This window comes from Enterobacter sp. AN-K1, from assembly GCF_020971765.1.
Taxonomy (GTDB): Bacteria; Pseudomonadota; Gammaproteobacteria; order Enterobacterales; family Enterobacteriaceae; genus Enterobacter; species Enterobacter hormaechei_C.
Map to the genome: position 1 here is coordinate 2,916,121 of NZ_CP087390.1, position 25,002 is coordinate 2,941,122.

At 56.9% G+C, this 25,002-nt stretch carries 25 protein-coding genes; 16 read left to right on the forward strand and 9 right to left on the reverse strand.

Features of this window, described 5'->3' with window-relative positions; genetic code table 11:
* The first annotated feature begins 16 nt into the window (after positions 1–16).
* The 3 genes from LOC22_RS13950 to LOC22_RS13960 all read left to right on the forward strand — a co-directional run bounded on the left by LOC22_RS13950 (position 17) and on the right by LOC22_RS13960 (position 2,132).
* Positions 17–178, forward strand: coding sequence for a DUF1328 domain-containing protein (locus LOC22_RS13950; RefSeq protein WP_003856556.1), 162 nt, complete (start codon positions 17–19; stop codon positions 176–178).
* 122 nt (positions 179–300) lie between these two features.
* Complete coding sequence (locus LOC22_RS13955; RefSeq protein WP_003856550.1) at positions 301–1,353, forward strand: patatin family protein; 1,053 nt, start codon at positions 301–303, stop codon at positions 1,351–1,353.
* Positions 1,350–2,132: a TatD family hydrolase gene (locus LOC22_RS13960; RefSeq protein ID WP_032652508.1), complete on the forward strand. Its 783-nt coding sequence runs from the start codon at positions 1,350–1,352 to the stop codon at positions 2,130–2,132. The genes LOC22_RS13955 and LOC22_RS13960 overlap by 4 nt, the downstream gene beginning before the upstream one ends.
* Here LOC22_RS13960 and LOC22_RS13965 read toward each other — a convergent pair.
* Together LOC22_RS13965 and LOC22_RS13970 are read right to left on the reverse strand one after the other, a co-directional pair.
* Positions 2,127–2,987 (reverse strand): YjjW family glycine radical enzyme activase, encoded by an 861-nt coding sequence (locus LOC22_RS13965; protein WP_017694551.1) that lies wholly within the window; start codon positions 2,985–2,987, stop codon positions 2,127–2,129. The two genes, LOC22_RS13960 and LOC22_RS13965, sit on opposite strands and share 6 nt — an antisense overlap.
* Positions 2,962–4,497 (reverse strand): YjjI family glycine radical enzyme, encoded by a 1,536-nt coding sequence (locus LOC22_RS13970; RefSeq protein ID WP_230238982.1) that lies wholly within the window; start codon positions 4,495–4,497, stop codon positions 2,962–2,964. The genes LOC22_RS13965 and LOC22_RS13970 overlap by 26 nt, the downstream gene beginning before the upstream one ends.
* Before the next feature lie 262 nt (positions 4,498–4,759).
* Here LOC22_RS13970 and deoC point away from each other — a divergent pair, with 262 nt between their 5' ends.
* From deoC to deoD, 4 genes are all read left to right on the forward strand, one after another.
* Positions 4,760–5,539, forward strand: coding sequence for a deoxyribose-phosphate aldolase (gene deoC, locus LOC22_RS13975; RefSeq protein WP_003856543.1), 780 nt, complete (start codon positions 4,760–4,762; stop codon positions 5,537–5,539).
* Positions 5,540–5,638: 99 nt separating this feature from the next.
* Positions 5,639–6,961 (forward strand): thymidine phosphorylase, encoded by a 1,323-nt coding sequence (gene deoA, locus LOC22_RS13980; protein ID WP_017383831.1) that lies wholly within the window; start codon positions 5,639–5,641, stop codon positions 6,959–6,961.
* A gap of 53 nt (positions 6,962–7,014) precedes the next feature.
* Positions 7,015–8,238: a phosphopentomutase gene (deoB, locus tag LOC22_RS13985; RefSeq protein ID WP_003856540.1), complete on the forward strand. Its 1,224-nt coding sequence runs from the start codon at positions 7,015–7,017 to the stop codon at positions 8,236–8,238.
* Positions 8,239–8,363: 125 nt separating this feature from the next.
* Positions 8,364–9,083: a purine-nucleoside phosphorylase gene (deoD, locus tag LOC22_RS13990; RefSeq protein ID WP_047062448.1), complete on the forward strand. Its 720-nt coding sequence runs from the start codon at positions 8,364–8,366 to the stop codon at positions 9,081–9,083.
* 85 nt (positions 9,084–9,168) lie between these two features.
* Here deoD and lplA read toward each other — a convergent pair whose 3' ends face one another.
* Positions 9,169–10,185, reverse strand: a complete 1,017-nt coding sequence (lplA, locus tag LOC22_RS13995; RefSeq protein WP_015572614.1) for a lipoate--protein ligase LplA — start codon at positions 10,183–10,185, stop codon at positions 9,169–9,171.
* A 39-nt stretch (positions 10,186–10,224) separates the two neighbouring features.
* The gene (locus LOC22_RS14000) at positions 10,225–10,869 is read right to left on the reverse strand and encodes a YtjB family periplasmic protein (protein WP_015572615.1); all 645 of its coding nucleotides are present in this window, start codon (positions 10,867–10,869) and stop codon (positions 10,225–10,227) included.
* 117 nt (positions 10,870–10,986) lie between these two features.
* Here LOC22_RS14000 and serB point away from each other — a divergent pair, with 117 nt between their 5' ends.
* The 3 genes from serB (at position 10,987) to nadR (ending at position 14,684) form a co-directional block, all read left to right on the forward strand.
* Entirely contained in the window at positions 10,987–11,955 is a 969-nt protein-coding gene (gene serB / locus LOC22_RS14005) for a phosphoserine phosphatase (protein WP_003856524.1), read from the forward strand.
* 75 nt (positions 11,956–12,030) lie between these two features.
* Positions 12,031–13,416, forward strand: a complete 1,386-nt coding sequence (gene radA, locus LOC22_RS14010) for a DNA repair protein RadA (protein ID WP_017383829.1) — start codon at positions 12,031–12,033, stop codon at positions 13,414–13,416.
* A gap of 35 nt (positions 13,417–13,451) precedes the next feature.
* Positions 13,452–14,684 (forward strand): multifunctional transcriptional regulator/nicotinamide-nucleotide adenylyltransferase/ribosylnicotinamide kinase NadR, encoded by a 1,233-nt coding sequence (gene nadR / locus LOC22_RS14015; protein WP_015572616.1) that lies wholly within the window; start codon positions 13,452–13,454, stop codon positions 14,682–14,684.
* A gap of 83 nt (positions 14,685–14,767) precedes the next feature.
* Here the strand turns inward: nadR and LOC22_RS14020 are convergent, their stop codons facing one another.
* Positions 14,768–15,769, reverse strand: a complete 1,002-nt coding sequence (locus LOC22_RS14020) for a zinc-binding alcohol dehydrogenase family protein (RefSeq protein ID WP_196064047.1) — start codon at positions 15,767–15,769, stop codon at positions 14,768–14,770.
* 108 nt (positions 15,770–15,877) lie between these two features.
* Here LOC22_RS14020 and LOC22_RS14025 point away from each other — a divergent pair, with 108 nt between their 5' ends.
* Positions 15,878–16,777 carry a LysR family transcriptional regulator gene (locus tag LOC22_RS14025; protein WP_015572618.1) on the forward strand — a complete coding sequence of 300 codons (900 nt, stop codon included), beginning with the start codon at positions 15,878–15,880 and terminating at the stop codon, positions 16,775–16,777.
* 128 nt (positions 16,778–16,905) lie between these two features.
* Here LOC22_RS14025 and ettA read toward each other — a convergent pair whose 3' ends face one another.
* Positions 16,906–18,573, reverse strand: coding sequence for an energy-dependent translational throttle protein EttA (ettA, locus tag LOC22_RS14030; protein ID WP_006810191.1), 1,668 nt, complete (start codon positions 18,571–18,573; stop codon positions 16,906–16,908).
* Positions 18,574–18,799: 226 nt separating this feature from the next.
* Here ettA and sltY point away from each other — a divergent pair, with 226 nt between their 5' ends.
* Positions 18,800–20,737, forward strand: coding sequence for a murein transglycosylase (sltY, locus tag LOC22_RS14035; RefSeq protein WP_045338414.1), 1,938 nt, complete (start codon positions 18,800–18,802; stop codon positions 20,735–20,737).
* A 55-nt stretch (positions 20,738–20,792) separates the two neighbouring features.
* Positions 20,793–21,122, forward strand: coding sequence for a trp operon repressor (gene trpR, locus LOC22_RS14040; protein ID WP_032670591.1), 330 nt, complete (start codon positions 20,793–20,795; stop codon positions 21,120–21,122).
* Positions 21,123–21,149: 27 nt separating this feature from the next.
* Here the strand turns inward: trpR and yjjX are convergent, their stop codons facing one another.
* Positions 21,150–21,665: an inosine/xanthosine triphosphatase gene (yjjX, locus tag LOC22_RS14045; protein ID WP_015572619.1), complete on the reverse strand. Its 516-nt coding sequence runs from the start codon at positions 21,663–21,665 to the stop codon at positions 21,150–21,152.
* Between the two features lie 48 nt (positions 21,666–21,713).
* Here yjjX and gpmB point away from each other — a divergent pair, with 48 nt between their 5' ends.
* The gene (gene gpmB / locus LOC22_RS14050) at positions 21,714–22,361 is read left to right on the forward strand and encodes a 2,3-diphosphoglycerate-dependent phosphoglycerate mutase GpmB (RefSeq protein WP_006810187.1); all 648 of its coding nucleotides are present in this window, start codon (positions 21,714–21,716) and stop codon (positions 22,359–22,361) included.
* Here the strand turns inward: gpmB and robA are convergent.
* On the reverse strand, positions 22,358–23,227 hold the full coding sequence (robA, locus tag LOC22_RS14055) for an MDR efflux pump AcrAB transcriptional activator RobA (protein ID WP_015572620.1): 870 nt from the start codon (positions 23,225–23,227) through the stop codon (positions 22,358–22,360). The two genes, gpmB and robA, sit on opposite strands and share 4 nt — an antisense overlap.
* A gap of 214 nt (positions 23,228–23,441) precedes the next feature.
* Here robA and creA point away from each other — a divergent pair, with 214 nt between their 5' ends.
* Complete coding sequence (gene creA / locus LOC22_RS14060; protein ID WP_032103047.1) at positions 23,442–23,912, forward strand: protein CreA; 471 nt, start codon at positions 23,442–23,444, stop codon at positions 23,910–23,912.
* A 48-nt stretch (positions 23,913–23,960) separates the two neighbouring features.
* On the opposite strand, the gene arcA is transcribed toward creA, so the two are convergent.
* Complete coding sequence (arcA, locus tag LOC22_RS14065) at positions 23,961–24,677, reverse strand: two-component system response regulator ArcA (protein WP_003856501.1); 717 nt, start codon at positions 24,675–24,677, stop codon at positions 23,961–23,963.
* A gap of 95 nt (positions 24,678–24,772) precedes the next feature.
* Here arcA and yjjY point away from each other — a divergent pair, with 95 nt between their 5' ends.
* A complete protein-coding gene (gene yjjY, locus LOC22_RS14070) occupies positions 24,773–24,913 on the forward strand; it encodes a protein YjjY (protein WP_001541509.1) in 141 nt (46 codons plus the stop codon).
* Positions 24,914–25,002 lie beyond the last annotated feature (89 nt).

The window sequence follows — 25,002 nt, forward strand, 5'->3', positions numbered from 1 at the left end:
GGTAAAGGAGAGGCTTATGTTTCGTTGGGGCATTATATTTCTGGTTATCGCGTTAATTGCCGCCGCATTGGGCTTTGGTGGACTGGCGGGTACCGCGGCATGGGCAGCGAAAATTGTCTTCGTCGTCGGTATTATTCTGTTCCTGGTCAGCCTGTTTACGGGTCGACGTCGCCCGTAGCAAACGCAATATTTATTAAACAAACTCAAGCCAGTCCTCGTGACTGGCTTTTTCTCGTTTGAGAACCACCGGGGAAGTGCGTTACTGTGTCTCATCAAAATAATGAAAACAGGAAGGCAGAGGTGGGGCAACGAATTCCCGTTACGCTCGGCAATATTGCGCCGCTGACGTTAAAACCGTTTCATGCAGGCCAGCTTGCGCTGGTCTGTGAAGGGGGAGGGCAGCGCGGTATCTTTACCGCCGGCGTGCTTGACGAATTTATGCGCGCACAATTCAACCCGTTCGATCTCTATTTCGGCACCTCTGCCGGGGCGCAGAACCTCTCCGCCTATGTCTGCAACCAGCCCGGCTATGCGCGCAAAGTGATTATGCGCTACACCACCTCCAAAGAATTCTTCAATCCGGTACGCTTCGTACGCGGCGGGAACCTGATCGATCTCGACTGGTTACTGGATGCTACCTCCAGCCAGATGCCGCTGGCCATGGATACCGCGTCACGTCTGTTCGATACCGGCAAAGAATTCTGGATGTGCGCCAGCCGTGGCGATGACTATTCGCCGGGTTACTTTTCGCCGCAGAAAGAGAACTGGCTGGATATCATCCGCGCGTCCAGCGCGATCCCGGGATTCTACCGCACCGGCGCCCTGCTGGAGGGGATAAGCTATCTTGACGGCGGTATCAGCGACGCGGTGCCGGTACAGGAGGCGGCGCGGCGCGGGGCAAAAACCATTGTGGTGATCCGCACGGTGCCTTCGCAGATGTATTACACCCCACAGTGGTTTAAGCGGATGGAACGCTGGCTGGGCGACAGCAGCCTGCAACCGCTGGTGAATATCGCGAAGCAGCATGAAACCACCTACGGCGCGATGCAGCGTTTTATTGAAAAACCACCGGGCAAGCTGCGCATCTTTGAAATTTATCCGCCTAAGCCGCTGTTGAGCATGGCGCTGGGCAGTCGGCTGCCTGCGTTGCGTATGGATTACAAAACGGGGCGGCTGTGCGGGCGTTACTTCCTGGCGACCGTCGGGAAAATGCTGGCGGAGCAACCGCCTCTTCATCGGCATAAAAGCATCATTTTGCCGCCTGCCGTTGTGGCCAATGACGCGGTGGCGATGCCGCTGGTGGACGCGCCGCAGGCCAACGATGGCTTACTCGATAACGAGGATCTGGCGTGACGCACTGCTTTATCGATACCCATTGCCACTTTGATTTCCCGCCGTTTAGCGGGGAGGAAACATCAAGTATTGCGCGCGCGGCTGAGGCCGGTGTGAGAGCCATTATTGTGCCCGCTATTGAAGCGGCGAGATTCGACAAAGTTCTGGCGCTTGCCCGGGAGCACGATGCGCTGTATGCCGCGCTGGGTCTGCATCCGATCGTTATTGAGCACCATCTTGATGACCATCTCGACAGGCTGGATGCCACGCTGCAAAATGCGGATACGAAGCTGGTTGCCATCGGTGAGATCGGCCTCGATCTCTATCGTGAAGATCCGCAGTTTGAGCGCCAGCAGACGATCCTGGATGCGCAGCTCCGGCTGGCAAAGCGCCACGATCTGCCGGTGATCCTCCACTCCAGACGTACCCATGACAAACTGGCGATGCACCTGAAGCGTATCGACGTGCCGCGCAGGGGCGTGGTCCATGGTTTCGCTGGAAGCCTTCAGCAGGCGCAGCGTTTTATTGAGCTGGGCTATAAGATTGGCGTCGGTGGCACCATTACCTATCCGCGTGCCAGCAAAACCCGTGATGTGATGGCGCAGCTCCCGCTGACCTCGCTCCTGCTGGAAACGGATGCGCCTGACATGCCGCTGAATGGTTTTCAGGGCCAGCCCAACCGCCCGGAGCAGGCGGCGCGCGTTTTTGATGTGCTGTGTGAGCTGCGTCAGGAGCCTGAAGATGTGATTGCCAGCGCGCTGCTGGAAAACACCCGCGCGGTCTTCGGCATCACGCTATAAATAAAGGGCCGGGCGGATCACCGTGATCTGCTGCCGTTCCAGGGCCTGCGCCAGCGGCTCGATGTCCTCCGGCGTGGCGCTCCGCCATCGCGCCGCCTCCCCGTAAACCCCATGAGCATGAAACGCGTTGATCCGCACAGGAACGTTCCCCAACGCGTGGATAAAAGCGGTCAGCGATGGCAGATGGTGCAGATAATCACACCGAGCGGGGATCACCAGCAGGCGCAGCTCCGTCAGGCGATGACGATCGGCCAGCCAGCGGATGCTCTGCTTGATCTGCGTGTTTTCGCGCCCGGTCAGAAAACGGTGATGTTCATTGCCCCAGGCTTTCAGATCCACCATCGCGCCGTCAAACACCGGTAACAGCTTTTGCCAGCCGGTTTCGCTTAACAGGCCGTTGCTGTCCACCAGGCACGTCAGATGGCGCAGGGACGGATCGGCTTTGATCGCGGTGAACAGCGCAACCAAAAACGGCAGCTGCGTGGTGGCCTCACCCCCGCTGACGGTCACGCCCTCAATAAACGGCGCGGACGTGCGAACCCGGGAGAGGATCTCCTCGACGCTATAGCGCTGCGCCATCGGCGTCGCCTGCTGCTGACACAGGTGCAGACAGGTGTCGCACTGCTGACAGTGACTCTCCTGCCACCAGACGCGCCCGGCCTGAATTGCCAGCGCATCATGAGGACAGTGGGGAACACAGTCGCCGCAGTCGTTGCAGCGCCCTATCGTCCACGGGTTGTGGCAGGTTTTGCAGCGCAGGTTACAGCCCTGGAGGAACAACGCCAGGCGGCTGCCCGGCCCGTCCACGCAGGAGAAGGGTATGACCTGACTAACTAAAGCGCATCTGCTGTTCATGGCTTATCACGCGCGGCTGACGTTCCAGAATACGGGTATTGCGCGCGGCCTCCTCGCCGAGCCAGGTGGTGTTGGTGCGCGAGCCGGCCTCCCGGTATTTCTCCAGATCGGAGAGCCGCACCATATACCCGGTGACGCGCACCAGGTCGTTTCCGGCTACATTCGCGGTGAACTCACGCATACCGGCGTTGAACGCCCCCAGGCACAGCTGCACCACAGCCTGAGGATTGCGTTTAACCGTTTCCTCCAGGGTGAGAATATCGCTGATCCCCGAATGATAGTGTTTATGATGCGGCGCCACGGCCAGCAGGTGGCTGACAGGGTCCGGTTCGTCGCCGTACGGCAGACGTGCGCCCGGCGTGGTGCCAGAATCGGAACTGATCCCAGACTGGGCATGCAGCATCGCGCGGTGCTGCCAGCCGTGTTTCACCGGCGTGTTTTCAACAAACGCCGCAAGCTGTTCACTGATGCGGTAGCCCAGCGCATTGGCCTGTTCGTTCTTACCGTAACGTCCCGTAATGCCTGCTTTCTCGCACAGCACATTCACCGCTTCGGCCAGACCGTACATGCCAAACATCGGCACAAAGCGATCGGCATCAATCAGCCCCTCTTTCACCAGGAAGCTATTCTCAAAGAAGCCGGATTGTTCATATAAAAAATCGCAGCGCGCATTGATGATCGCGATTTGTTGCTGGCAGTAGTGTGGCAGGGTACGGGTGAAAAAGTCTTCCGGTGAGCGGCTGTGTTCCGCAATCGCTTTCAGGTTAAGGCGCACCAGCGTGCTGCCGCCGCCCGCCAGCGGCAGGGAGTTGTAACAGCTCACCACGCCATAGCGACCTTTTGTGAAAATTTTATCATTCACCGGGCCATTAGAAATATGCGGTTTACTACATTCACAAATGTTTTCCGCCACGCTCAGCAGCAGATCGCCGGGGGTTACATCCGGGTCGTAGATAAAGGTCAGGTTCGGCGCAACCTGCTTCAGTTCGGCATCCGCGCGAAGGATGGCTCGGGTGACAGGCGTATCCGCCGGGCCGATATTGGCATGCATAAACGCATCGGGCAGGGTTCTGTCCAGGTAACGCCAGAAACGTTTTATTCGGCTATCGATTTCATCCTGTGTTAGAATTTTAACATAAGGGCTGAGTATCTCATCGAGCTGGCCCAGATAGACCGGCATCGATGTGACGGACGGAACATGGTGATAAAGGATAGTGAGCAGCGAGAGGGCATCATCCAGATCTTTAGCCCCTTCCAGCTCCAGCCATTCTGAGCCGTTAGCCAGAAATTTAGCGTAGTCCGGCAGCACGTAGCGCGGTTTGTAAGGCGCATGGCCTTCGAACATGTCGCAGATGAATCCATCGTCCAGCGCGGCGCGGGCCGCCTCTGGCAGAGCGGGATAGGGCAGATTGTTCTCCGCTTCCAGCGCCAGAAAATGACGTTTTTGTTCCGGGGTTAACACCGGGCTGGTCACAATGTGCTGGCAACGTTGTTGCAGGGTGTCGGGCATGTTCACTTCCTTGGTTGTTCTGCGGATGGTGAACGAATTGTAGGAAGCCAGCCTGGTGGCGCTTTTGATCAGAACGGGGATATCGCCGATTTAGTCAGCAATTAACGCACTAAAATTTGAAGAAGATCTCATTACAGTAATGCAAATTTGCACACAGTTTTCATTAACTGTGATGAATGTCGAAGTGTGGATGCGGGTGAATGTTAGAATACTCACAGACCCGCAAGGTAAAATTTATACGGCACTGCCGTTGGAGAATGTTATGACCGATTTAACTGCAAGCAGCCTGCGCGCGTTGAAACTGATGGACCTGACCACCCTGAACGATGACGACACCAATGAAAAAGTCATCGCCCTGTGCCATCAGGCGAAAACGCCAGTGGGTAACACCGCCGCCGTCTGTATCTACCCGCGCTTTATCCCGATTGCCCGCAAAACGCTGAAAGAGCAGGGCACGCCGGACGTGCGCATTGCCACCGTAACTAACTTCCCGCACGGCAATGACGATATCGAGATCGCGCTGGCAGAAACCCGCGCGGCGATTGCGTACGGCGCGGACGAAGTTGACGTGGTATTCCCGTACCGCGCGCTGATCGCCGGCAACGAGCAGGTCGGTTTTGACCTGGTGAAAGCCTGTAAAGACGCGTGTGCGGCGGCAAACGTGCTGCTTAAAGTGATCATCGAAACCGGCGAGCTGAAAGAAGAGGCGTTGATTCGTAAGGCGTCTGAAATCTCCATCAAAGCGGGCGCGGATTTCATTAAAACCTCTACCGGTAAAGTGCCGGTCAACGCTACTCCGGAAAGCGCACGCATCATGATGGAAGTCATCCGTGATATGGGCGTGTCCAAAACCGTTGGCTTCAAACCGGCGGGCGGCGTGCGTACCGCGGAAGACGCGCAGCAGTTCCTGGCGATTGCCGACGAGCTGTTCGGCGCCGACTGGGCTGATTCCCGCCACTACCGCTTCGGCGCGTCCAGCCTGCTGGCCAGCTTGCTGAAAGCGCTGGGTCACGGTGACGGTAAGAGCGCAAGCAGCTACTAAGTTGAATTGCCGGGTGACGCTACGCTAACCCGGCCTACAGGATCGTAGGGCGGGTCAACATATCCGCCGCCATTCACCCGATTCCGCATGGAGGTTACCGTGTTTCTCGCACAAGAAATTATTCGTAAAAAACGTGATGGTCATGCATTAAGCGACGAAGAAATCCGCTTTTTTATCAATGGCATTCGTGATAACACCATCTCTGAAGGGCAGATTGCGGCTCTGGCGATGACCATTTTCTTCCACGATATGTCGATGCCTGAGCGCGTGTCGCTGACCATGGCGATGCGAGATTCAGGAACCGTTCTGGACTGGAAAAGCCTCAACCTTAACGGCCCAATTGTGGACAAACACTCCACCGGCGGCGTGGGCGACGTGACGTCTCTGATGCTCGGCCCAATGGTGGCGGCCTGTGGCGGTTACATCCCGATGATTTCCGGGCGCGGCCTGGGTCATACCGGCGGTACGCTCGACAAACTGGAAGCCATTCCGGGCTTCGATATCTTCCCGGATGACAACCGCTTCCGCGACATTATTAAAGACGTTGGCGTGGCGATTATCGGCCAGACCAGCTCTCTTGCTCCGGCTGACAAGCGTTTCTACGCGACGCGTGACATTACCGCGACCGTAGACTCCATCCCGCTGATCACCGCCTCTATCCTTGCCAAAAAACTGGCGGAAGGTCTGGATGCACTGGTGATGGATGTGAAAGTGGGCAGCGGCGCGTTTATGCCAACCTATGAACTCTCTGAGGCGCTGGCCGAAGCGATCGTTGGCGTCTCCAACGGCGCGGGCGTGCGCACCACTGCACTGCTGACGGACATGAACCAGGTGCTGGCCTCCAGCGCCGGTAACGCGGTTGAAGTCCGTGAGGCCGTGCAGTTCCTCACAGGCGAATACCGTAACCCGCGCCTGTTCGATGTCACCATGGCGCTGTGCGTTGAGATGTTAATCTCCGGCAAGCTGGCCAAAGACGACGCGGAAGCCCGCGCGAAGCTTCAGGCGGTGCTGGACAACGGCAAAGCGGCGGAGATCTTTGGTCGGATGGTGGCGGCGCAGAAAGGCCCGACCGACTTCGTGGAAAACTACGCGAAATACCTGCCCACCGCGATGCTCAGCAAAGCGGTCTATGCGGACAGCGAAGGCTTTGTCTCGGCTATGGATACCCGCGCGCTCGGCATGGCTGTCGTGTCTATGGGCGGCGGTCGTCGTCAGGCATCGGACACCATTGATTACAGCGTCGGCTTTACCGATATGGCCCGTCTGGGCGACAGCGTTGACGGCCAACGTCCGCTGGCGGTGATCCACGCGAAAGATGAAGCCAGCTGGCAGGACGCGGCGAAAGCGGTGAAGGCGGCAATATCTCTTGACGATAAAGCACCGGAAACCACACCGACGGTCTATCGTCGTATCACTGAATAGCGGTATACTGATCTGATCGCATTTTTATGAAGCACTAAGTACGGAGAACAATTATGAAACGTGCATTTATTATGGTGCTGGACTCATTCGGCATCGGCGCAACCGAAGATGCAGAACGATTTGGTGACGTGGGTTCCGATACCCTGGGTCACATCGCGGAAGCCTGTGCAAAAGGCGAAGCGGACAACGGTCGTAAAGGCCCTCTGAACCTGCCAAACCTGACCCGTCTGGGGCTGGTAAAAGCGCATGAAGGCTCTACCGGTAAGATCGCAGCCGGTATGGACGGTAACGCGGAAGTGGTGGGCGCCTACGCGTGGGCGCACGAGCTCTCTTCCGGGAAAGATACTCCGTCCGGCCACTGGGAAATCGCCGGCGTGCCGGTGCTGTTTGACTGGGGCTACTTCTCCGATCACGAGAACAGCTTCCCGCAGGAGCTGCTCGATAAGCTGGTGAAGCGCGCCAACCTGCCGGGCTACCTCGGCAACTGCCACTCCTCCGGTACCGTGATTCTGGATCAGCTCGGCGAAGAGCATATGAAAACCGGCAAGCCGATTTTCTATACCTCTGCTGACTCCGTGTTCCAGATCGCCTGCCATGAAGAGACGTTTGGCCTGGATAAACTGTACGAGCTGTGCGAGATCGCCCGTGAAGAGCTGACCGAAGGCGGCTACAACATTGGCCGCGTTATCGCGCGTCCGTTTATCGGCGACAAAGCGGGTAACTTCCAGCGTACCGGCAACCGTCACGATCTGGCCGTGGAGCCACCGGCGCCGACCGTGCTGCAAAAACTCGTCGACGAGAAAGACGGCCACGTGGTTTCCGTGGGTAAAATCGCGGACATTTACGCCAACTGCGGCATTACCAAAAAGGTCAAAGCGACCGGTCTGGATGCGCTGTTCGACGCCACCATCAAAGAGATGAAAGAAGCGGGCGATAAGACCATTGTCTTCACCAACTTCGTGGACTTCGACTCCTCCTGGGGCCACCGTCGCGACGTCGCCGGGTATGCTGCGGGTCTGGAGCTGTTTGACCGCCGTCTGCCAGAGCTGATGGAGCTGGTGGGGGAAGATGACATTCTGATCCTGACCGCTGACCATGGCTGTGACCCGACCTGGACCGGTACCGACCACACCCGTGAGCACATTCCGGTGCTGGTGTACGGCCCGAAAGTCAAACCGGGCTCGCTGGGTCACCGTGAGACCTTCGCGGACATCGGCCAGACGATTGCGAAATACTTTGGTACGTCTGACATGGAATATGGCAAGGCTATGTTCTAAACGGATTGGGTGCGGCCTGATGCCCTCACCCCGGCCCTCTCCCAAAGGGAGAGGGAGAACAGAATGTAGGCCGGGTAAGGCGTAGCCGCCACCCGGCAAAAACAACAATGTAAAAGGAACTGAAGATGGCAACTCCTCACATTAATGCAGAAATGGGTGATTTCGCTGACGTCGTATTGATGCCGGGCGACCCGCTGCGCGCGAAGCACATTGCAGAAACCTTCCTCGAAGACGTGCGTGAAGTGAACAACGTGCGCGGCATGCTGGGCTTCACTGGCACCTATAAAGGCCGCAAAATCTCCGTGATGGGTCACGGCATGGGTATCCCATCTTGCTCCATCTACACCAAAGAGCTGATCACCGATTTCGGCGTGAAGAAAATCATCCGTGTCGGCTCCTGCGGCGCAGTGCGCATGGACGTTAAGCTGCGTGACGTGGTGATCGGCATGGGCGCGTGCACCGACTCTAAAGTCAACCGCATTCGCTTTAAAGATCATGACTTTGCGGCCATCGCTGACTTTGACATGGTGCGTAACGCGGTTGACGCGGCAAAAGCGCTGGGCGTTGACGCGCGCGTGGGCAACCTGTTCTCTGCCGATCTGTTCTACTCGCCAGAAGGTGACATGTTCGACGTGATGGAAAAATACGGCATTCTGGGCGTGGAAATGGAAGCGGCCGGTATCTATGGCGTGGCGGCTGAATTCGGTGCGAAAGCGCTGACCATCTGCACCGTGTCTGACCACATCCGTACCCACGAGCAGACTACCGCTGCCGAGCGTCAGACCACCTTCAACGACATGATCAAAATCGCGCTGGAATCCGTTCTGCTGGGCGATAAAAAGTAATACCTGTTGCGCCGGGTGGCGGATTCGCCTGACCCGGCCTGCGGTTTTCCAGGCCCGCTAAGCAGAGCGCCAGCGGGCTTTTTTATTAGCGTACTGCCTGCGCAATCCACGCCGATAACTCCCGCAACTCTTGTTCCTGTTCCGGAAAATCAACACGTAACGCGTCACACTCCTGTTGCAGCATATCTGCCCGATAGAGACAGCCCTGCAAACGTGCAGCCAGCGCTTCTAACGGTGCCGGATTAAGACTATCCGTAAATACCTGGGTACGAGAGATATGGCCTTTCTCGACGTCAAAGTGCAGCTCAACGCCGCCCCAGGTAAATCGCTCATCCAGCAGGTGTGAAAACGCCGGTGCCTGACCGAAATTCCACTCCCAGCTGCTCTGGCGGGCGAAGGTTTCCGCGAAGTTTGGCAGATCCGGGGTTTTATCCGGAGAAATCACCTCGGCTTCTACGCGTTCACCGTAATGCCTGAAAAAGGCCTCGCGGATCGCATCGCAAATGCGTTCATGGGTAATCCCCGGCAGGAGCTCCACCAGATTCGCCACGCGACCGCGCACGGAGGTAATGCCTTTGGCCTGGAGCTTTTTCTTGTCCGGATTCAGATAGTTTGCCAGACGGCTCAGATCGGCATTCAGCAATAATGTGCCGTGGTGGAATCCGCGATCCATCGTTTCGCGGTAGGCTGAGCCTGACACTTTCCGGTCGCCTTCAGGCGTTTTCACGACCAGATCGTTACGTCCCGAGGCTTCAGCCGTCACGCCGAGTGAATTGAGCGCGTTAAGCACAATGGAGGTCGAGATGGTTTTGTCGTATTCCGGCTTGCCCGCCATAAAGGTAAAGCAGGTGTTGCCCAGATCGTGAAACACCGCACCGCCGCCGCTGCTGCGGCGCGCCAGGCGGACGTTGTCCTCTTCCATACGGCGGGTGTTACACTCTTTCCACGGATTTTGCGCGCGACCAATAACGACCGTATCGGCGTTGCGCCAGAGAAACAGGACGCGCTGGGTGGCAGGCATCTGGCGGAAGATGCACTCTTCCACCGCCAGGTTAAACCAGGGATCGTAAGAGTCAGAGATTAGCAGGCGTAACGTCGACATGGCAGATTTCCTTTTCCGAATCATCCGCCTACTTTATCATTATTCTTTCTTCTCGCTCTCTTCCTCTTCGGGAACCGACTTGCTGGCGGTTAACAGGAACGGCGACTGCTGCCAGCGGGTGCGTTTGCCCTGGAGCAGCGTGCGCGCCAGTACCACGCCAATCGCCAGCGAGAGCAGCAGCATCAGGCGCAAAATATTGGTGGTGTTATCCACCTGTTTGGCTTCGGTTGGCAGGGTGTGGGTGTCGAGTGTCAGACGTAAATAGCCGAGCGGACCATTCTTGCCCTGAATGGGTTCGACGATTTGTTGGTTGAAATAACCCCCGGCTTTTTTGCCATCCAGCGCCAGCCTGTCGCGCACGTCGACATGCTCACCCGCGCGGGCAATCAGGTCGCCCTGTTCATCGTACACGCCCGCATCCAGAATGCGGCTGTTTTCCGTAAGCTGGCGCAATACCTGGGCTATTCGCTTATCATCCGGCGTTTCGGTGCGCATAGACGGCGCAACGTTGAGCGTCACCTGGCGCGCCAGCGTCCGGGCCAGTTCCTCAAACTGCGGGTTACGCTGTCGTTGGTGATTCTGGCTAAACCAGGATGCCCCCTGCATCAGCGCCACTAATAGTGCGAGACAGATCAGGACAATCACGGCGCGATGAAGCCGGAATTTCAGTTTTGCGCGAGCCATATTCCACCTGCTTAAAATTTACGGCTTAATGTTGCCAGAAGTGATGGTTACAGGGTAGCCTCATGCGTTATTTTCCCTCTGGAACCTTCCGGCGCGAACGAAATTACAGGAGCTTCAATGCCGAACATTACCTGGTGCGACCTGCCAACGGATGTCTCTTTATGGCCAGGATTGCCGCTCTCTTTAAGTGGCGATGAGGTGATGCCTCTCGATTACCACGCTGGCCGTAGCGGCTGGCTGCTGTACGGACGCGGCCTGGATAAGCAACGCCTCACCCAGTATCAAACCAAACTGGGCGCAGCGATGGTCATCGTTGCGGCCTGGTGCGTGGAAGATTATCAGGTTATTCGCCTGGCGGGTTCCCTGACGCAGCGCGCCACGCGTCTGGCGCACGACGCCGGGCTGGACGTTGCCCCCCTCGGCAAAATTCCGCACCTGAAAACGCCCGGCCTGCTGGTAATGGACATGGACTCCACCGCCATTCAGATCGAATGTATTGACGAGATTGCTAAACTGGCGGGCAGCGGCGAGCTGGTGGCGGAAGTCACCGAGCGCGCGATGCGCGGCGAGCTGGATTTCACCGCCAGCCTGAGGCAGCGCGTGGCGACCCTGAAGGGGGCCGATGCTAACATTTTGCGTCAGGTGCGCGATGAACTGCCCCTGATGCCTGGGCTGACGCAGCTGGTGCTCAAGCTGGAGACGCTCGGCTGGAAAGTGGCGATTGCCTCCGGCGGGTTCACCTTCTTTGCCGACTACCTGCGTGACAAGCTGCGTCTGACCACCGTGGTGGCAAACGAGCTGGAGATCATGGACGGCAAACTCACCGGACAGGTCATCGGCGACATCGTGGATGCGCAGTACAAAGCCAATACGCTGACGCGTCTGGCGGAGAAATATGCCATTCCGGTCGAGCAGACCGTCGCCATCGGCGATGGCGCGAACGATCTGCCGATGATCAAAGTTGCCGGGCTGGGTATTGCCTACCATGCCAAGCCGAAAGTGAATGAAAAGACGGAAGTCACTATCCGTCATGCTGATCTGATGGGGGTGTTCTGCATTCTCTCCGGCAGCATTAATCAAAAATAGCGGCCTGCTTTTGTAGGCCGGGTAAGCGTCAGCGCCACCCGGCGCGCAGACCGCACAGAAATAACGAGGTAAACCGTGGCGAAAGCTCCAAAACGCGCATTTGTCTGTAATGAATGTGGTGCGGATTATCCGCGCTGGCAGGGGCAATGCAGCGCCTGTCATGCCTGGAACACCATCACCGAAGTGCGTGGTGTGGCGGCTTCGCCGAGCGTGGCCCGCAATGAACGGCTGAGCGGCTATGCGGGCAATGCAGGCGTGTCGAAGGTACAAAAACTTTCGGATATCAGCCTGGAAGCGCTGCCGCGCTTTTCCACCGGATTCAAAGAATTTGACCGCGTGCTCGGCGGTGGCGTAGTGCCGGGCAGCGCCATTCTGATCGGCGGTAACCCGGGCGCGGGTAAATCGACCCTGCTGCTGCAAACGCTCTGCAAGCTAGCCGAACAGATGAAAACCCTGTACGTCACGGGGGAAGAATCACTTCAGCAGGTGGCGATGCGCGCGCACCGCCTCGGCCTGCCGACCGGCAATCTGAATATGCTTTCGGAAACCAGCATCGAGCAGATCTGCATGATCGCCGAAGAAGAGCAGCCGAAGCTGATGGTGATTGACTCCATTCAGGTGATGCATATGGCTGACATTCAGTCGTCACCGGGAAGCGTGGCGCAGGTGCGTGAAACCGCGGCCTACCTGACGCGCTTTGCCAAAACGCGCGGCGTGGCGATTGTAATGGTTGGTCATGTGACCAAAGACGGCTCGCTGGCGGGACCGAAAGTGCTTGAACACTGTATCGACTGCTCGGTGATGCTCGATGGCGATGCGGATTCCCGTTTTCGTACCCTGCGCAGCCATAAAAACCGCTTTGGCGCGGTGAATGAGCTGGGCGTGTTTGCCATGACCGAGCAGGGGCTTCGCGAAGTCAGCAACCCGTCGGCCATCTTCCTGAGCCGTGGCGACGAGATCACGTCCGGTAGTTCGGTGATGGTGCTGTGGGAGGGGACGCGTCCGCTGCTGGTTGAAATTCAGGCGCTGGTGGATCAATCGATGATGGGCAACCCGCGGCGCGTGGCGGTCGGTCTGGAACAGAACCGCCTGGCGATCCTGCTGGCGGTGCTGCACCGTCACGGCGGTCTGCAAATGGCGGATCAGGATGTGTTCGTCAACGTGGTTGGTGGGGTGAAGGTTACGGAAACCAGCGCGGACCTGGCGCTGCTGCTGGCAATGGTCTCCAGCCTGCGCGACAGACCGTTGCCGCAGGATCTGGTGGTATTTGGTGAGGTAGGGTTGGCCGGCGAGATCCGCCCGGTGCCGAGCGGTCAGGAGCGTATCTCCGAAGCGGCAAAACATGGCTTCCGCCGCGCGATTGTTCCGGCCGCCAACGTGCCGAAAAAAATTCCGGAAGGGATGCAGGTTTTTGGCGTTAAAAAACTTGCAGATGCGTTAAATGTCTTTGACGACTTATAATTACGTATTCGATTTTGCAGGAGGCACCGTAATTTATGTCATCATTTGACTACATCAAGACCGCTATCCGCCAGAAGGGCTGCACGTTGCAGCAGGTGGCGGACGCCAGCGGCATGACCAAGGGCTACCTGAGCCAACTGCTGAACGCCAAAATCAAAAGCCCCAGCGCGCAGAAGCTGGAAGCGCTGCACCGTTTTCTGGGGCTTGAATTTCCGCGGATGCAAAAGAACATTGGCGTGGTGTTCGGTAAGTTCTACCCGCTGCATACCGGGCATATCTATCTGATCCAGCGCGCCTGTAGCCAGGTCGACGAACTGCATATCATCATGGGTTATGATGAAACCCGCGATCGCCAGCTGTTTGAAGACAGCGCCATGTCGCAGCAGCCCACCGTGCCGGACCGCCTGCGCTGGCTGCTTCAGACCTTTAAATATCAGAAAAATATTCGTATTCATGCCTTTAACGAAGAGGGCATGGAGCCGTATCCGCACGGCTGGGACGTGTGGAGCAACGGCATCAAAGCGTTTATGGAAGAGAAGGGCATTGCGCCTAACTGGATCTACACCTCTGAAGAGTCCGACGCGCCGCAGTTCCGCGAGCATCTGGGCATCGAGACGGTGCTGATCGATCCTAAACGCACCTTCATGAACATCAGCGGGGCGCAGATCCGCGAGAACCCGTTCCGTTACTGGGACTACATCCCGACCGAGGTGAAGCCGTTCTTCGTGCGTACGGTGGCGATCCTCGGCGGCGAGTCGAGCGGGAAATCGACGCTGGTAAATAAGCTGGCGAACATCTTCAATACCACCAGTGCGTGGGAGTATGGCCGCGATTACGTCTTCTCACACCTTGGCGGCGACGAGATGGCGTTGCAGTATTCCGACTACGATAAAATCGCGCTCGGTCATGCCCAGTACATTGATTTCGCGGTGAAATACGCCAATAAAGTTGCCTTTATTGATACCGATTTCGTCACCACGCAGGCGTTCTGCAAAAAGTACGAAGGGCGCGAGCACCCGTTTGTGCAGGCGCTGATTGACGAATACCGCTTTGACCTGGTGATCCTGCTGGAAAACAACACCCCGTGGGTGGCCGACGGCATGCGCAGCCTGGGCAGCTCGGTGGACAGGAGGGAGTTCCAGACCATGCTGGTAGAGATGCTTAACGAGAACAACGTTGAGTTTGTACATGTGGAAGAGTCGGACTACGACTCCCGCTTCCTGCGCTGCGTCGAGCTGGTGAAGGAGATGATGGGGGAGCAGGGTTAATAACTTCCCCTCTCCCACCAGGAGAGGGGACTTTAATCTCCCTCTCCCTTTGGGAGAGGGCCGGGGTGAGGGAATCAGTCCACTCAATACTCAACCACCACCTTCCCACGCATATGCCCCTCCAGCACCCTGCGGTGCGCTTCGGTAATGCTTTCCACGCTTAGCCCGTGCAGCGTTTCGCTGAGCGAGCTTTCCACCACGCCGTTATCCACCAGCTTCGCCACCTCATCTAAAATCTCACCCTGACGCGCCATATCCGTGGTCTGGTACATGCTACGGGTGTACATAAATTCCCAGTGCAGGGCGGCAGATTTGGACTTCAGCTTGTCCTGGTTCAGCGGATGCGCGTTTTCAACGATGGAACAAATGTGTCCCTGAGGGGCAATCAGATCGCTGACCGCATCCCAGTGCCCGTCGGTATCGTTGAGGATAAAAATGTAATCCACAAAGGTGAGCCCCTGTTTCGCCAGTTCACCCTTCAGGTCGCGGTAATTTACAACAATGTCTGCACCGCGATCGCGACACCACCGGGCGGAATCTTCTCGTGAGGCAGTTGCGACGATCTTCACCTTGCTGTTGTGCTTCGCAAACGGGATCGCCAGCGATCCGACTCCACCCGCGCCGCCAATTATCAGCAGCGTTTTATCTGCGTCGGCATCCTGAATCTTCAGCCGTTCAAACAGGCCTTCCCACGCGGTGAGCGCCGTCAGCGGCAGTGCTGCCGAGGCGGCCCAGTCAAGGATTGCAGGCTTGTGCCCGACAATGCGCGCATCGATCAGCTGGTGCGTGGTATTACTGCCCGGACGGGTGATGTCCCCCGCGTACCACACTTCATCACCCGGTTTGAATCCGGTGACGCCAGCCCCAACGGCTTTTACGATCCCGCTGGCATCCCACCCGAGAATGCGCGGCTCCTTCAGTCCGCTTTTAGCAATGCCTGCATGTACTTTGGTGTCCACCGGGTTTACGGAGACGGCTTTTACCTCCACCAGCAGATCGTGTTCACCGGGCTGCGGCATCGGCGGAGTGATTTCAATGAAGGTGGAAGGATTTTCTGGGTTAACGGCAATGGCTTTCACTGACATGGTGTGCTCCTCAATGGCATGCGTTTTGTTGAGGCTAGTCTATTAAGTGGTCAGCTGCATGATAAGATGGACAATCCAGAACTCAGCGTTCGTACAGGGTGAACAATCATGTTTAAACAGCTTCAGGATATGGCGCTGTTTGCGCTGGTGGCCGAGATGGGCAGCTTTACCGCGGCGGCGCAGAAGGCGGAACTGCCGAAATCCAGCGTCAGCCAGCGGATTAGCCAGCTGGAGCAGCAGGTGGGGATCCGTCTGTTGAATCGCACCACGCGCAGGATCAGCCTGACGTTTGCAGGCGAGCACTATCTGGTGCACTGTCGCGAGATGCTGGCGGCCAGCGAGCGCGCGGAGTATGCCATTCAGCGGCTGCGCGAAAACCCCAGCGGGCGGCTGCGGATCACCTGTCCGGCGGGAATTGGCGCGACGCTGCTGGCGCATATGAATGCCGAGTTCCAGCTTCGCTATCCGGACGTGTCGCTGGATGTGTCGATCTCAGACGACGTGGTGGATCTGGTCGAGTCTGGCTTTGACGTGGCGCTGCGCACCGGCAAACCGCAGGATTCTTCCCTGATTGGCCGCATGATTGGGCACTGTCCGCGCTACATGCTGGCCTCGCCCCACTACCTGGCGCGTCGGGCGCCGTTAATCCATCCCCGACAGCTGGTGGAGCACCGCTGCATTACGCACCGGGCATGGTCGGAGTGGCTTCTGCGAAGCGAGAGTGAGGATTATCGGTATCTGCCGGATAACGCCCATATGACCGATAACCTGGTGTACGCCCGGGAATGCGCCATTGCCGGGGCGGGGATCACGCTGTTACCCGCATTCTTGCTGGAAGATAAGATCGAAAAGGGCGCGCTGGTGAAGGTGCTGCCGGCGTGGAGCGTTGAGGGAAACGATCTCTGGCTGGCCTACCCGAGCCGTAAGCTCAATTCGCCTGCGCTGATGAGCTATATCGACTTTGCGATGCAGTTTGATGAGGTGAAGCGGTATTACGTGGGCAAATAAAAAAGCCGGGTGGCGGCTTCGCCTTACCCGGCCTACACACTGTGCGGCCTGATGCCCTCACCCTGGTCCTCTCCCACGGGGAGAGGGTACAAACATAAAAAACGGCAACCGAAGTTGCCGTTTTGCTTTTATTTCGCAATACGCTTGTACTTAATACGCTTCGGCTCCAGCGCGTCTGCGCCCAGCGTGCGTTTCTTGTACTCTTCGTATTCGGTGAAGTTACCTTCGAAGAACTCCACTTTACCTTCGTCCTGGTAGTCCAGGATGTGGGTCGCGATACGGTCCAGGAACCAGCGGTCGTGCGAGATAACCATCGCGCAGCCCGGGAACTCCAGCAGGGCGTTTTCCAGCGCGCGCAGGGTTTCGATGTCCAGGTCGTTGGTAGGTTCATCAAGCAGCAGAACGTTGCCGCCAACCTGGAGCAGTTTTGCCAGGTGCAGACGACCGCGCTCACCGCCGGACAGCTCGCCCACGCGTTTGCCCTGGTCAGTGCCCTTAAAGTTAAAGCGGCCAACGTAAGCGCGGCTTGGCATCTCGGTGTTGCCGATACGCATGATATCCAGACCGCCGGAAACCTCTTCCCACACGGTTTTGCTGTTATCCATTGCGTCGCGGAACTGGTCCACGGAAGCCAGCTTCACGGTTTCACCCAGGGTGATAGAGCCGCTGTCAGGCTGTTCCTGACCGGACATCATGCGGAACAGGGTCGATTTACCTGCGCCGTTCGGACCGATGATGCCAACGATAGCGCCTTTCGGCACGGAGAAGGTCAGGTCGTCGATCAGCAGACGGTCGCCGTAGGACTTACGCAGGTTGGTCACTTCAACCACTTTATCCCCCAGACGTGCGCCAGGTGGAATAAACAGTTCGTTGGTTTCGTTACGTTTCTGGTATTCAGTGTTGTTCAGCTCTTCGAAGCGTGCCAGACGTGCTTTGCCCTTGGACTGACGGCCTTTCGCGCCCTGACGCACCCACTCCAGCTCTTTCTCGATAGACTTACGACGCGCCGCTTCCTGAGATGCTTCCTGCGCCAGACGCTGATCTTTCTGCTCCAGCCAGGAGGAGTAGTTGCCTTCCCACGGAATACCTTCGCCGCGGTCCAGCTCCAGGATCCAGCCCGCAACGTTGTCGAGGAAGTAACGGTCGTGGGTAATCGCCACCACGGTGCCTTCGAAGTCGTGCAGGAAGCGCTCCAGCCACGCCACGGATTCCGCATCCAGGTGGTTGGTAGGTTCGTCGAGCAGCAGCATGTCTGGTTTTTCCAGCAGCAGGCGGCACAGCGCCACGCGGCGGCGTTCACCACCGGACAGGTTAGCGATTTTCGCATCCCAGTCTGGCAGACGCAGGGCATCAGCCGCGCGCTCCAGCTGCACGTTCAGGTTGTGACCGTCGTGCGCCTGGATAATCTCTTCATATTTGCCCTGCTGAGCGGCCAGTTTGTCGAAGTCCGCATCCGGCTCGGCGTATTTGGCATACACTTCATCCAGACCTTTCAGGGCGTTAACCACCTCGGATACCGCTTCTTCAACGGATTCACGCACGGTGTGTTCCGGGTTCAGCTGGGGTTCCTGCGGCAGGTAGCCGATCTTAATGCCAGGCTGCGGACGGGCTTCACCTTCGATGTCTGTATCGATGCCGGCCATGATGCGCAGCAGGGTGGACTTACCGGCACCGTTGAGACCCAGAACACCGATTTTTGCGCCCGGGAAGAAGCTCAGCGAGATATTTTTAAGAATATGACGTTTCGGCGGGACAACTTTGCCGACACGATGCATGGTATAAACGAATTGAGCCACGTTGGACTTCGCCTCTTTTATCGTGATGAGAATGAATTTCAGCCTCGAAGTGTAGCCTTTTTCACGCCCTAATCCCAGCCAGGAACGTCGGGAGTGTTAAAACGCGCAAGAAAGGTAAAAAAGTGTCCATGACGTGGCGCGTTGTGGGATGCCTGGTTAGCATAAGTTGATGTAACTTTGACGTGGCAAGACGCTGCAACTGACGAAAAACAATGAGGAAGAGCTTGTGGAAAAAGCCAAACGGGTGGTCTGGCGTCTGCTGGCTGCCAGCGTATGCGTAATGGCGGTAAGCCAGGCGGTGCATGCCGATTCACTGGATGAACAACGTAACCGCTATGCCCAGATTAAACAGGCATGGGACAACAAGCAGATGGATACCGTGCAGGCGCTGATGCCGACGCTGAAGGATTATCCGCTGTATCCGTATCTTGAGTATCGCCAGATCACGGACGATCTCATGAATCAACCGACCGTCACCGTGAATAACTTCATTCAGGCGAACCCGACCCTGCCGCCTGCGCGCACCCTGAAGTCCCGGTTTGTGAACGAGCTGGCCCGCCGCGAAGACTGGCGCGGCCTGCTGGCTTTCAGCCCGGATAAACCGGGCGCGACGGAAGCGCAGTGTAATTACTATTATGCGAAATGGGCGACCGGTCAGCAGGAGGAAGCCTGGACCGGCGCGAAAGAGCTGTGGCTGACGGGCAAAAGCCAGCCAAACGCCTGTGACCCGCTGTTCAGCGCCTGGCGCGCCTCGGGCAAGCAGGATCCGCTCTCTTACCTGGAACGTATTCGCCTGGCGATGAAGGCCGGAAACACCCGGCTGGTCACCGTGCTGGCGGGCCAGATGCCCGCAGATTATCAGACTATTGCGTCTGCCGTTATCGGTCTTGCAAACGATCCCAATACCGTGCTGACGTTTGCGCGTACTACCGGCGCGACCGATTTTACCCGCCAGATGGCGGCGGTGGCCTTTGCCAGCGTGGCGCGTGATGATGTGGAAAACGCCCGGCTGATGATCCCGCAGCTGGTGCAGGCCCAGCAGCTTAATGACGATCAAACTCAGGAGCTGCGCGATATCGTGGCATGGCGACTGATGGGGACAGATGTCACCGACGAACAGGCGCGCTGGCGTGATGATGCGGTGATGCGTTCAAACTCTGTCTCGCTGGTGGAGCGTCGCGTGCGCATGGCGCTGGGAACGGGCGATCGTCGTGGCCTCAATACCTGGCTGGCGCGTCTGCCGATGGATGCCAAAGAGAAAGATGAATGGCGTTACTGGCAGGCGGACATGCTGCTCGAACGTGGTCGTGACGATGAAGCCAAAGAGATCCTCCACTCCCTGATGCAGCAGCGCGGATTCTACCCGATGGCGGCGGCGCAGCGTCTGGGCGAGGAGTACACCCTGAAGATCGACAAAGCGCCAGCCAACGCGAACCCGGCGCTGACGCAGGGGCCGGAAATGGCGCGCGTGCGCGAGCTGATGTACTGGAATCTGGATAATACCGCGCGCAGCGAATGGGCGAATCTGGTCACCAGCCGTACCACCGATGAGAAAGCGCAGCTTGCCCGCTATGCATTTGATAATCGCTGGTGGGATCTGAGCGTGCAGGCGACGATCGCCGGCAAACTGTGGGATCATCTCGAAGAGCGTTTCCCGCTGGCTTATAAGGATCTGTTCGATCGCTACACCAGCGGCAAAGATATTCCGCAAAGCTACGCGATGGCCATTGCCCGTCAGGAGAGCGCCTGGAACCCGAAAGTGCGTTCTCCGGTGGGTGCCAGCGGCCTGATGCAGATTATGCCGGGTACCGCGACGCACACGGTGAAGATGTTTAATATTCCAGGCTACAGCAGCCCGTCCCAGCTGCTGGATCCGGAGACTAACATCAACATCGGTACCAGCTACTTGCAGTACGTCTATCAGCAGTTCGGTAATAACCGTATCTTCGCGTCAGCGGCGTACAACGCCGGGCCTGGCCGCGTGCGGACATGGCTTGGCAACAGCGCAGGGCGCATCGACGCCGTGGCGTTTGTCGAGAGCATTCCGTTCTCGGAAACGCGCGGCTATGTGAAGAATGTGCTGGCTTATGACGCCTACTATCGCTACTTCATGGGGCAGAAAGATACCCTGATGAGCGATGCCGAGTGGCAGAGACGTTACTGATCGGCGCGGGTTGTGTTATGCTGTACTCGCTAATGAGTACAAGAGGCAGCATAACATGACCCAGCATTCCCCGTATTCCTCGGCCATGGCCGAACAGCGTCATCAGGAGTGGCTTCGTTTTGTGGAGTTGCTCCGCCAGTCTTACGACAAAGATCTGCATTTACCGTTGCTACAGCTGATGCTGACGCCCGATGAACGCGAAGCGCTGGGCACGCGGGTACGCATTATTGAGGAACTGCTGCGCGGCGAAATGAGCCAGCGCGAGCTGAAAAACGAGCTGGGCGCGGGTATTGCGACCATCACCCGTGGTTCAAACAGCCTGAAGTCGGCGCCGGTTGAACTGCGTCAGTGGCTGGAAGCGGTATTGCTGAAAAGCGCCGGATGACGGCTTCGCCTTATCCGGCCTGTAAACTTAACGATAAATCGCGTTATGGAACGGACTTAACGCCAGAATAACGGCCTGGTGGTAAACGCCTGAACGCGTAAGCTTGCCACCCGTAAAGACGCCAATCGCCCCCTCTTTACGACCAATTTCATCAATGCCGGTGTAGTGCGACATTACCGGCCCCAGCGCCTCACCCGCGCGGACTTTCTCCAGTATGACTTCCGGCAGCGGCAGCGTGGCAGAACGCGCTTCGCCGCGCTGCTCACGGCTTTCGATGACAACCCAGCTGAAGGTCGCCCCTTCGTCGATGCCTGCTTCAATCGCGACCCAGAAGTCAGCGTCTGGCGCGGCGGCTTTTGCATTCGCCACGCGATTTCGTGCGCCAGCGCGTGTTTCCTCGCTGCCAAACGGCTGTTCCGGCACACCGCTCTCGACGCCGACGGCGTCAATATGGCAGGATCCTTCGCCGAAGATCTCTTCAAATGCCCTTAGAATTGCCTGAATTTTGGCAGGATTGGTGGTAGCAGAGACAACATGGTGCATAATTAAGCTCGATTTAAAAAATTCATCGCAGTATAACGGAAAAAAAGCATGTTACAGGTATACCTTGTTCGCCACGGTGAAACGCAGTGGAACGCCGAGCGACGTATTCAAGGCCAGTCAGACAGTCCTCTCACCGACAAAGGTGTGCAGCAAGCGTGGCAGGTGGCGGAGCGCGCCAGAACGCTGGGTATCACTCACGTCATCTCCAGTGATTTAGGCCGCACGCAGCAGACGGCACGCATCATCGCCGATGCCTGTGGCTGCGACGTGACCCTCGAACCGCGTCTGCGCGAGCTGGATATGGGCGTGCTGGAAAAACGTCCTATCGATACGCTGACGGAAACCGAAGAAGGCTGGCGCCGCACGCTGGTGAACGGCACTGAAGATGGTCGCATCCCTGAAGGGGAATCCATGCAGGAGCTGAGCGTGCGCATGCATGCCGCGCTGGCCGAGTGCCTGAAACTCCCGGCAGGTAGCCGACCGCTGCTGGTAAGCCACGGTATCGCGCTGGGTTGCCTGGTGAGCACCATTCTGGGACTGCCGGCTTACGCCGAACGCCGTTTGCGTCTGCGCAACTGTTCCATTTCCCGTATCGACTATCAGGAAAGTGCCTGGCTGGCATCGGGGTGGGTAGTTGAGATGGCAGGGGACATTTCGCATCTTGATGCCCCTGCTCTGGACGAATTGCAGCGTTAACGACGTACCGGAATCAGGAATTCCATACGCAGATTGATAGGGCCTTCTTCCGGTTTAGCATCTTGCGCCGGATAGTAGCGCTCAATGTCCTGACCTTTACGGCGATTCAGATTCAGCATCGGCATGCAGGTCCCGTAAACGGTCAGGATGAACTCCTGAACGCCCGTTCCTAAACCTTCGTATGAGAACATCACATACTCGCCGCCTTCCAGCACGACAGGCTTCGAGCCATGAATGTAACCGTTCGCCATGTCAGGCGTCAGCGCCGTGGTATAGAACACCTCCTGCTCGTCGTCTTTTTCCTGGCTGGGATGCGTTTCGTTCAGGCCATACAGAATCGGCGGGAGCGCCGGAGCATGGCTTAAAAATTCGCGCCAGAACTGAACGCGCATCTGATGGCGGAACTCAGAGATCTGCTCCAGGGAACAGGAGTAGCTCTGCGTGGTGCCGACCAGGTGCGTTTCCGGCAGGGTGATGATTTCATATTTTGGCATCGCAAACTCGCCCAGACGCAGCGGCGGACGCATACCAAAGGAGCTCCAGTCCGGCGAGCGGCGATAAAGTGCTGGCGTTAACGAGAACTGTTTTTTAAAGGCGCGGGTGAAGGTTTGCTGTGAATCGAAGCGATATTGCAGGGCAATATCCAGGATTGGTCGCGCGGTCAGGCGCAACGCGACAGCAGACTTTGATAAACGACGTGCGCGAATATAGGCACCGATAGCATGACCGGTGACATCCTTGAACATCCTTTGCAGATGCCACTTGGAATAGCCTGCTTTTGCCGCCACATTATCCAGTGACAAAGGCTGGTCGAGATGACCTTCCAGCCAGGTGAGCAGGTCGCGAATAATTCCAGCCTGATCCATATACTATCCTCATCCTTAAAACTGCCGCAGGTGCCTGTTTACAGGTTAGCGGATAATAGCATTTTTTGACGTTTTAGCATTCAGTGTTTTTTTTGCGCATAAATGCTTTTTGTAGTGATTTATGTGCGGATATATTCTAATCCTGTGATCTTGCTACATTTTTATCTAACCTGTTGAATAATCGCTCAGCGTAATTTTTATGAATGGTAACAATATGAAATACAAGGTTTTAGTCTTTACAGCACTGGCGCTGATGGCAGGGCGCGTGGCACAGGCGGAGCAAATTGGCTCCGTGGATACTGTGTTTAAAATGTTTGGGCCGGACCACAAAATTGTGGTGGAAGCCTTTGACGATCCGGACGTTAAAAACGTCACCTGCTATGTCAGCCGGGCAAAGACCGGCGGGATTAAAGGCGGCCTGGGGCTGGCTGAAGACACGTCTGACGCGGCCATCTCCTGCCAGCAGGTTGGCCCGGTGGAATTGAGTGACAAAATCAAAAACGGCAAAGCGCAGGGCGACGTCGTATTCCAGAAACGGACCTCGCTGGTGTTCAAAAAGCTACAGGTGGTCCGTTTTTATGACGCGAAGCGTAACACCCTGGCTTATCTGGCTTATTCCGACAAAGTCGTGGACGGCTCACCGAAAAACGCGATAAGCGCGGTACCGATTATGCCGTGGCATTGATAAAAAAAACGGCGCAAATGCGCCGTTTTTTACTGCGTGACGGGAGAATTACTCCTGGAGGTCACCGCAGAAACGATAGCCTTCACCATGGATCGTGGCGATGATTTCCGGCGTATCCGGCGTAGATTCGAAGTGCTTACGAATACGACGGATGGTTACGTCAACGGTACGATCGTGTGGCTTCAACTCACGACCGGTCATTTTCTTCAGCAGTTCTGCACGGGACTGGATCTTGCCCGGGTTCTCGCAGAAGTGCAGCATCGCGCGGAATTCACTGCGCGGCAGTTTGTACTGCTCACCGTTCGGGCTAATCAGCGAACGGCTATTGATATCAAGTTCCCAGCCGTTGAATTTGTAGCTGTCGACGCTACGACGCTCTTCACTTACCGTACCCAGATTCATGGTGCGGGACAGCAGGTTGCGTGCACGAATGGTTAACTCGCGAGGGTTGAACGGCTTGGTGATGTAGTCATCCGCGCCGATTTCCAGACCAAGAATTTTATCAACCTCGTTGTCACGGCCCGTCAGGAACATCAACGCGACGTTCGCCTGTTCACGCAGTTCGCGCGCCAGAAGAAGCCCGTTTTTGCCCGGCAGGTTGATATCCATAATCACCAGGTTGATATCATTTTCAGAAAGGATCTGATGCATCTCTGCGCCATCGGTCGCTTCAAAGACATCGTAGCCTTCTGCTTCGAAAATGCTCTTTAACGTGTTGCGTGTTACCAACTCGTCTTCAACGATAAGAATGTGCGGGGTCTGCATGTTTGCTACCTAAATTGCCAACTAAATCGAAACAGGAAGTACAAAAGTCCCTGACCTGCCTGATGCATGTCGCAAATTAACATGATCGGCTTAACGTGACTAAAGTACGTAATTGCGTTCTTGATGCACTTTCCATCAACGTCAACAACATCATTAGCTTGGTCGTGGGTACTTTCCCTTTGGACCCGACAGTGTCAAAAACGGCTGTCATCCTAACCATTTTAACAGCAACATAACAGGCTAAGTGACACCGGACACCCAATAAAACTACGCTTCGTTGACATATATCAAGTTCAATTGTAGCACGTTAACAGTTTGATGAAAT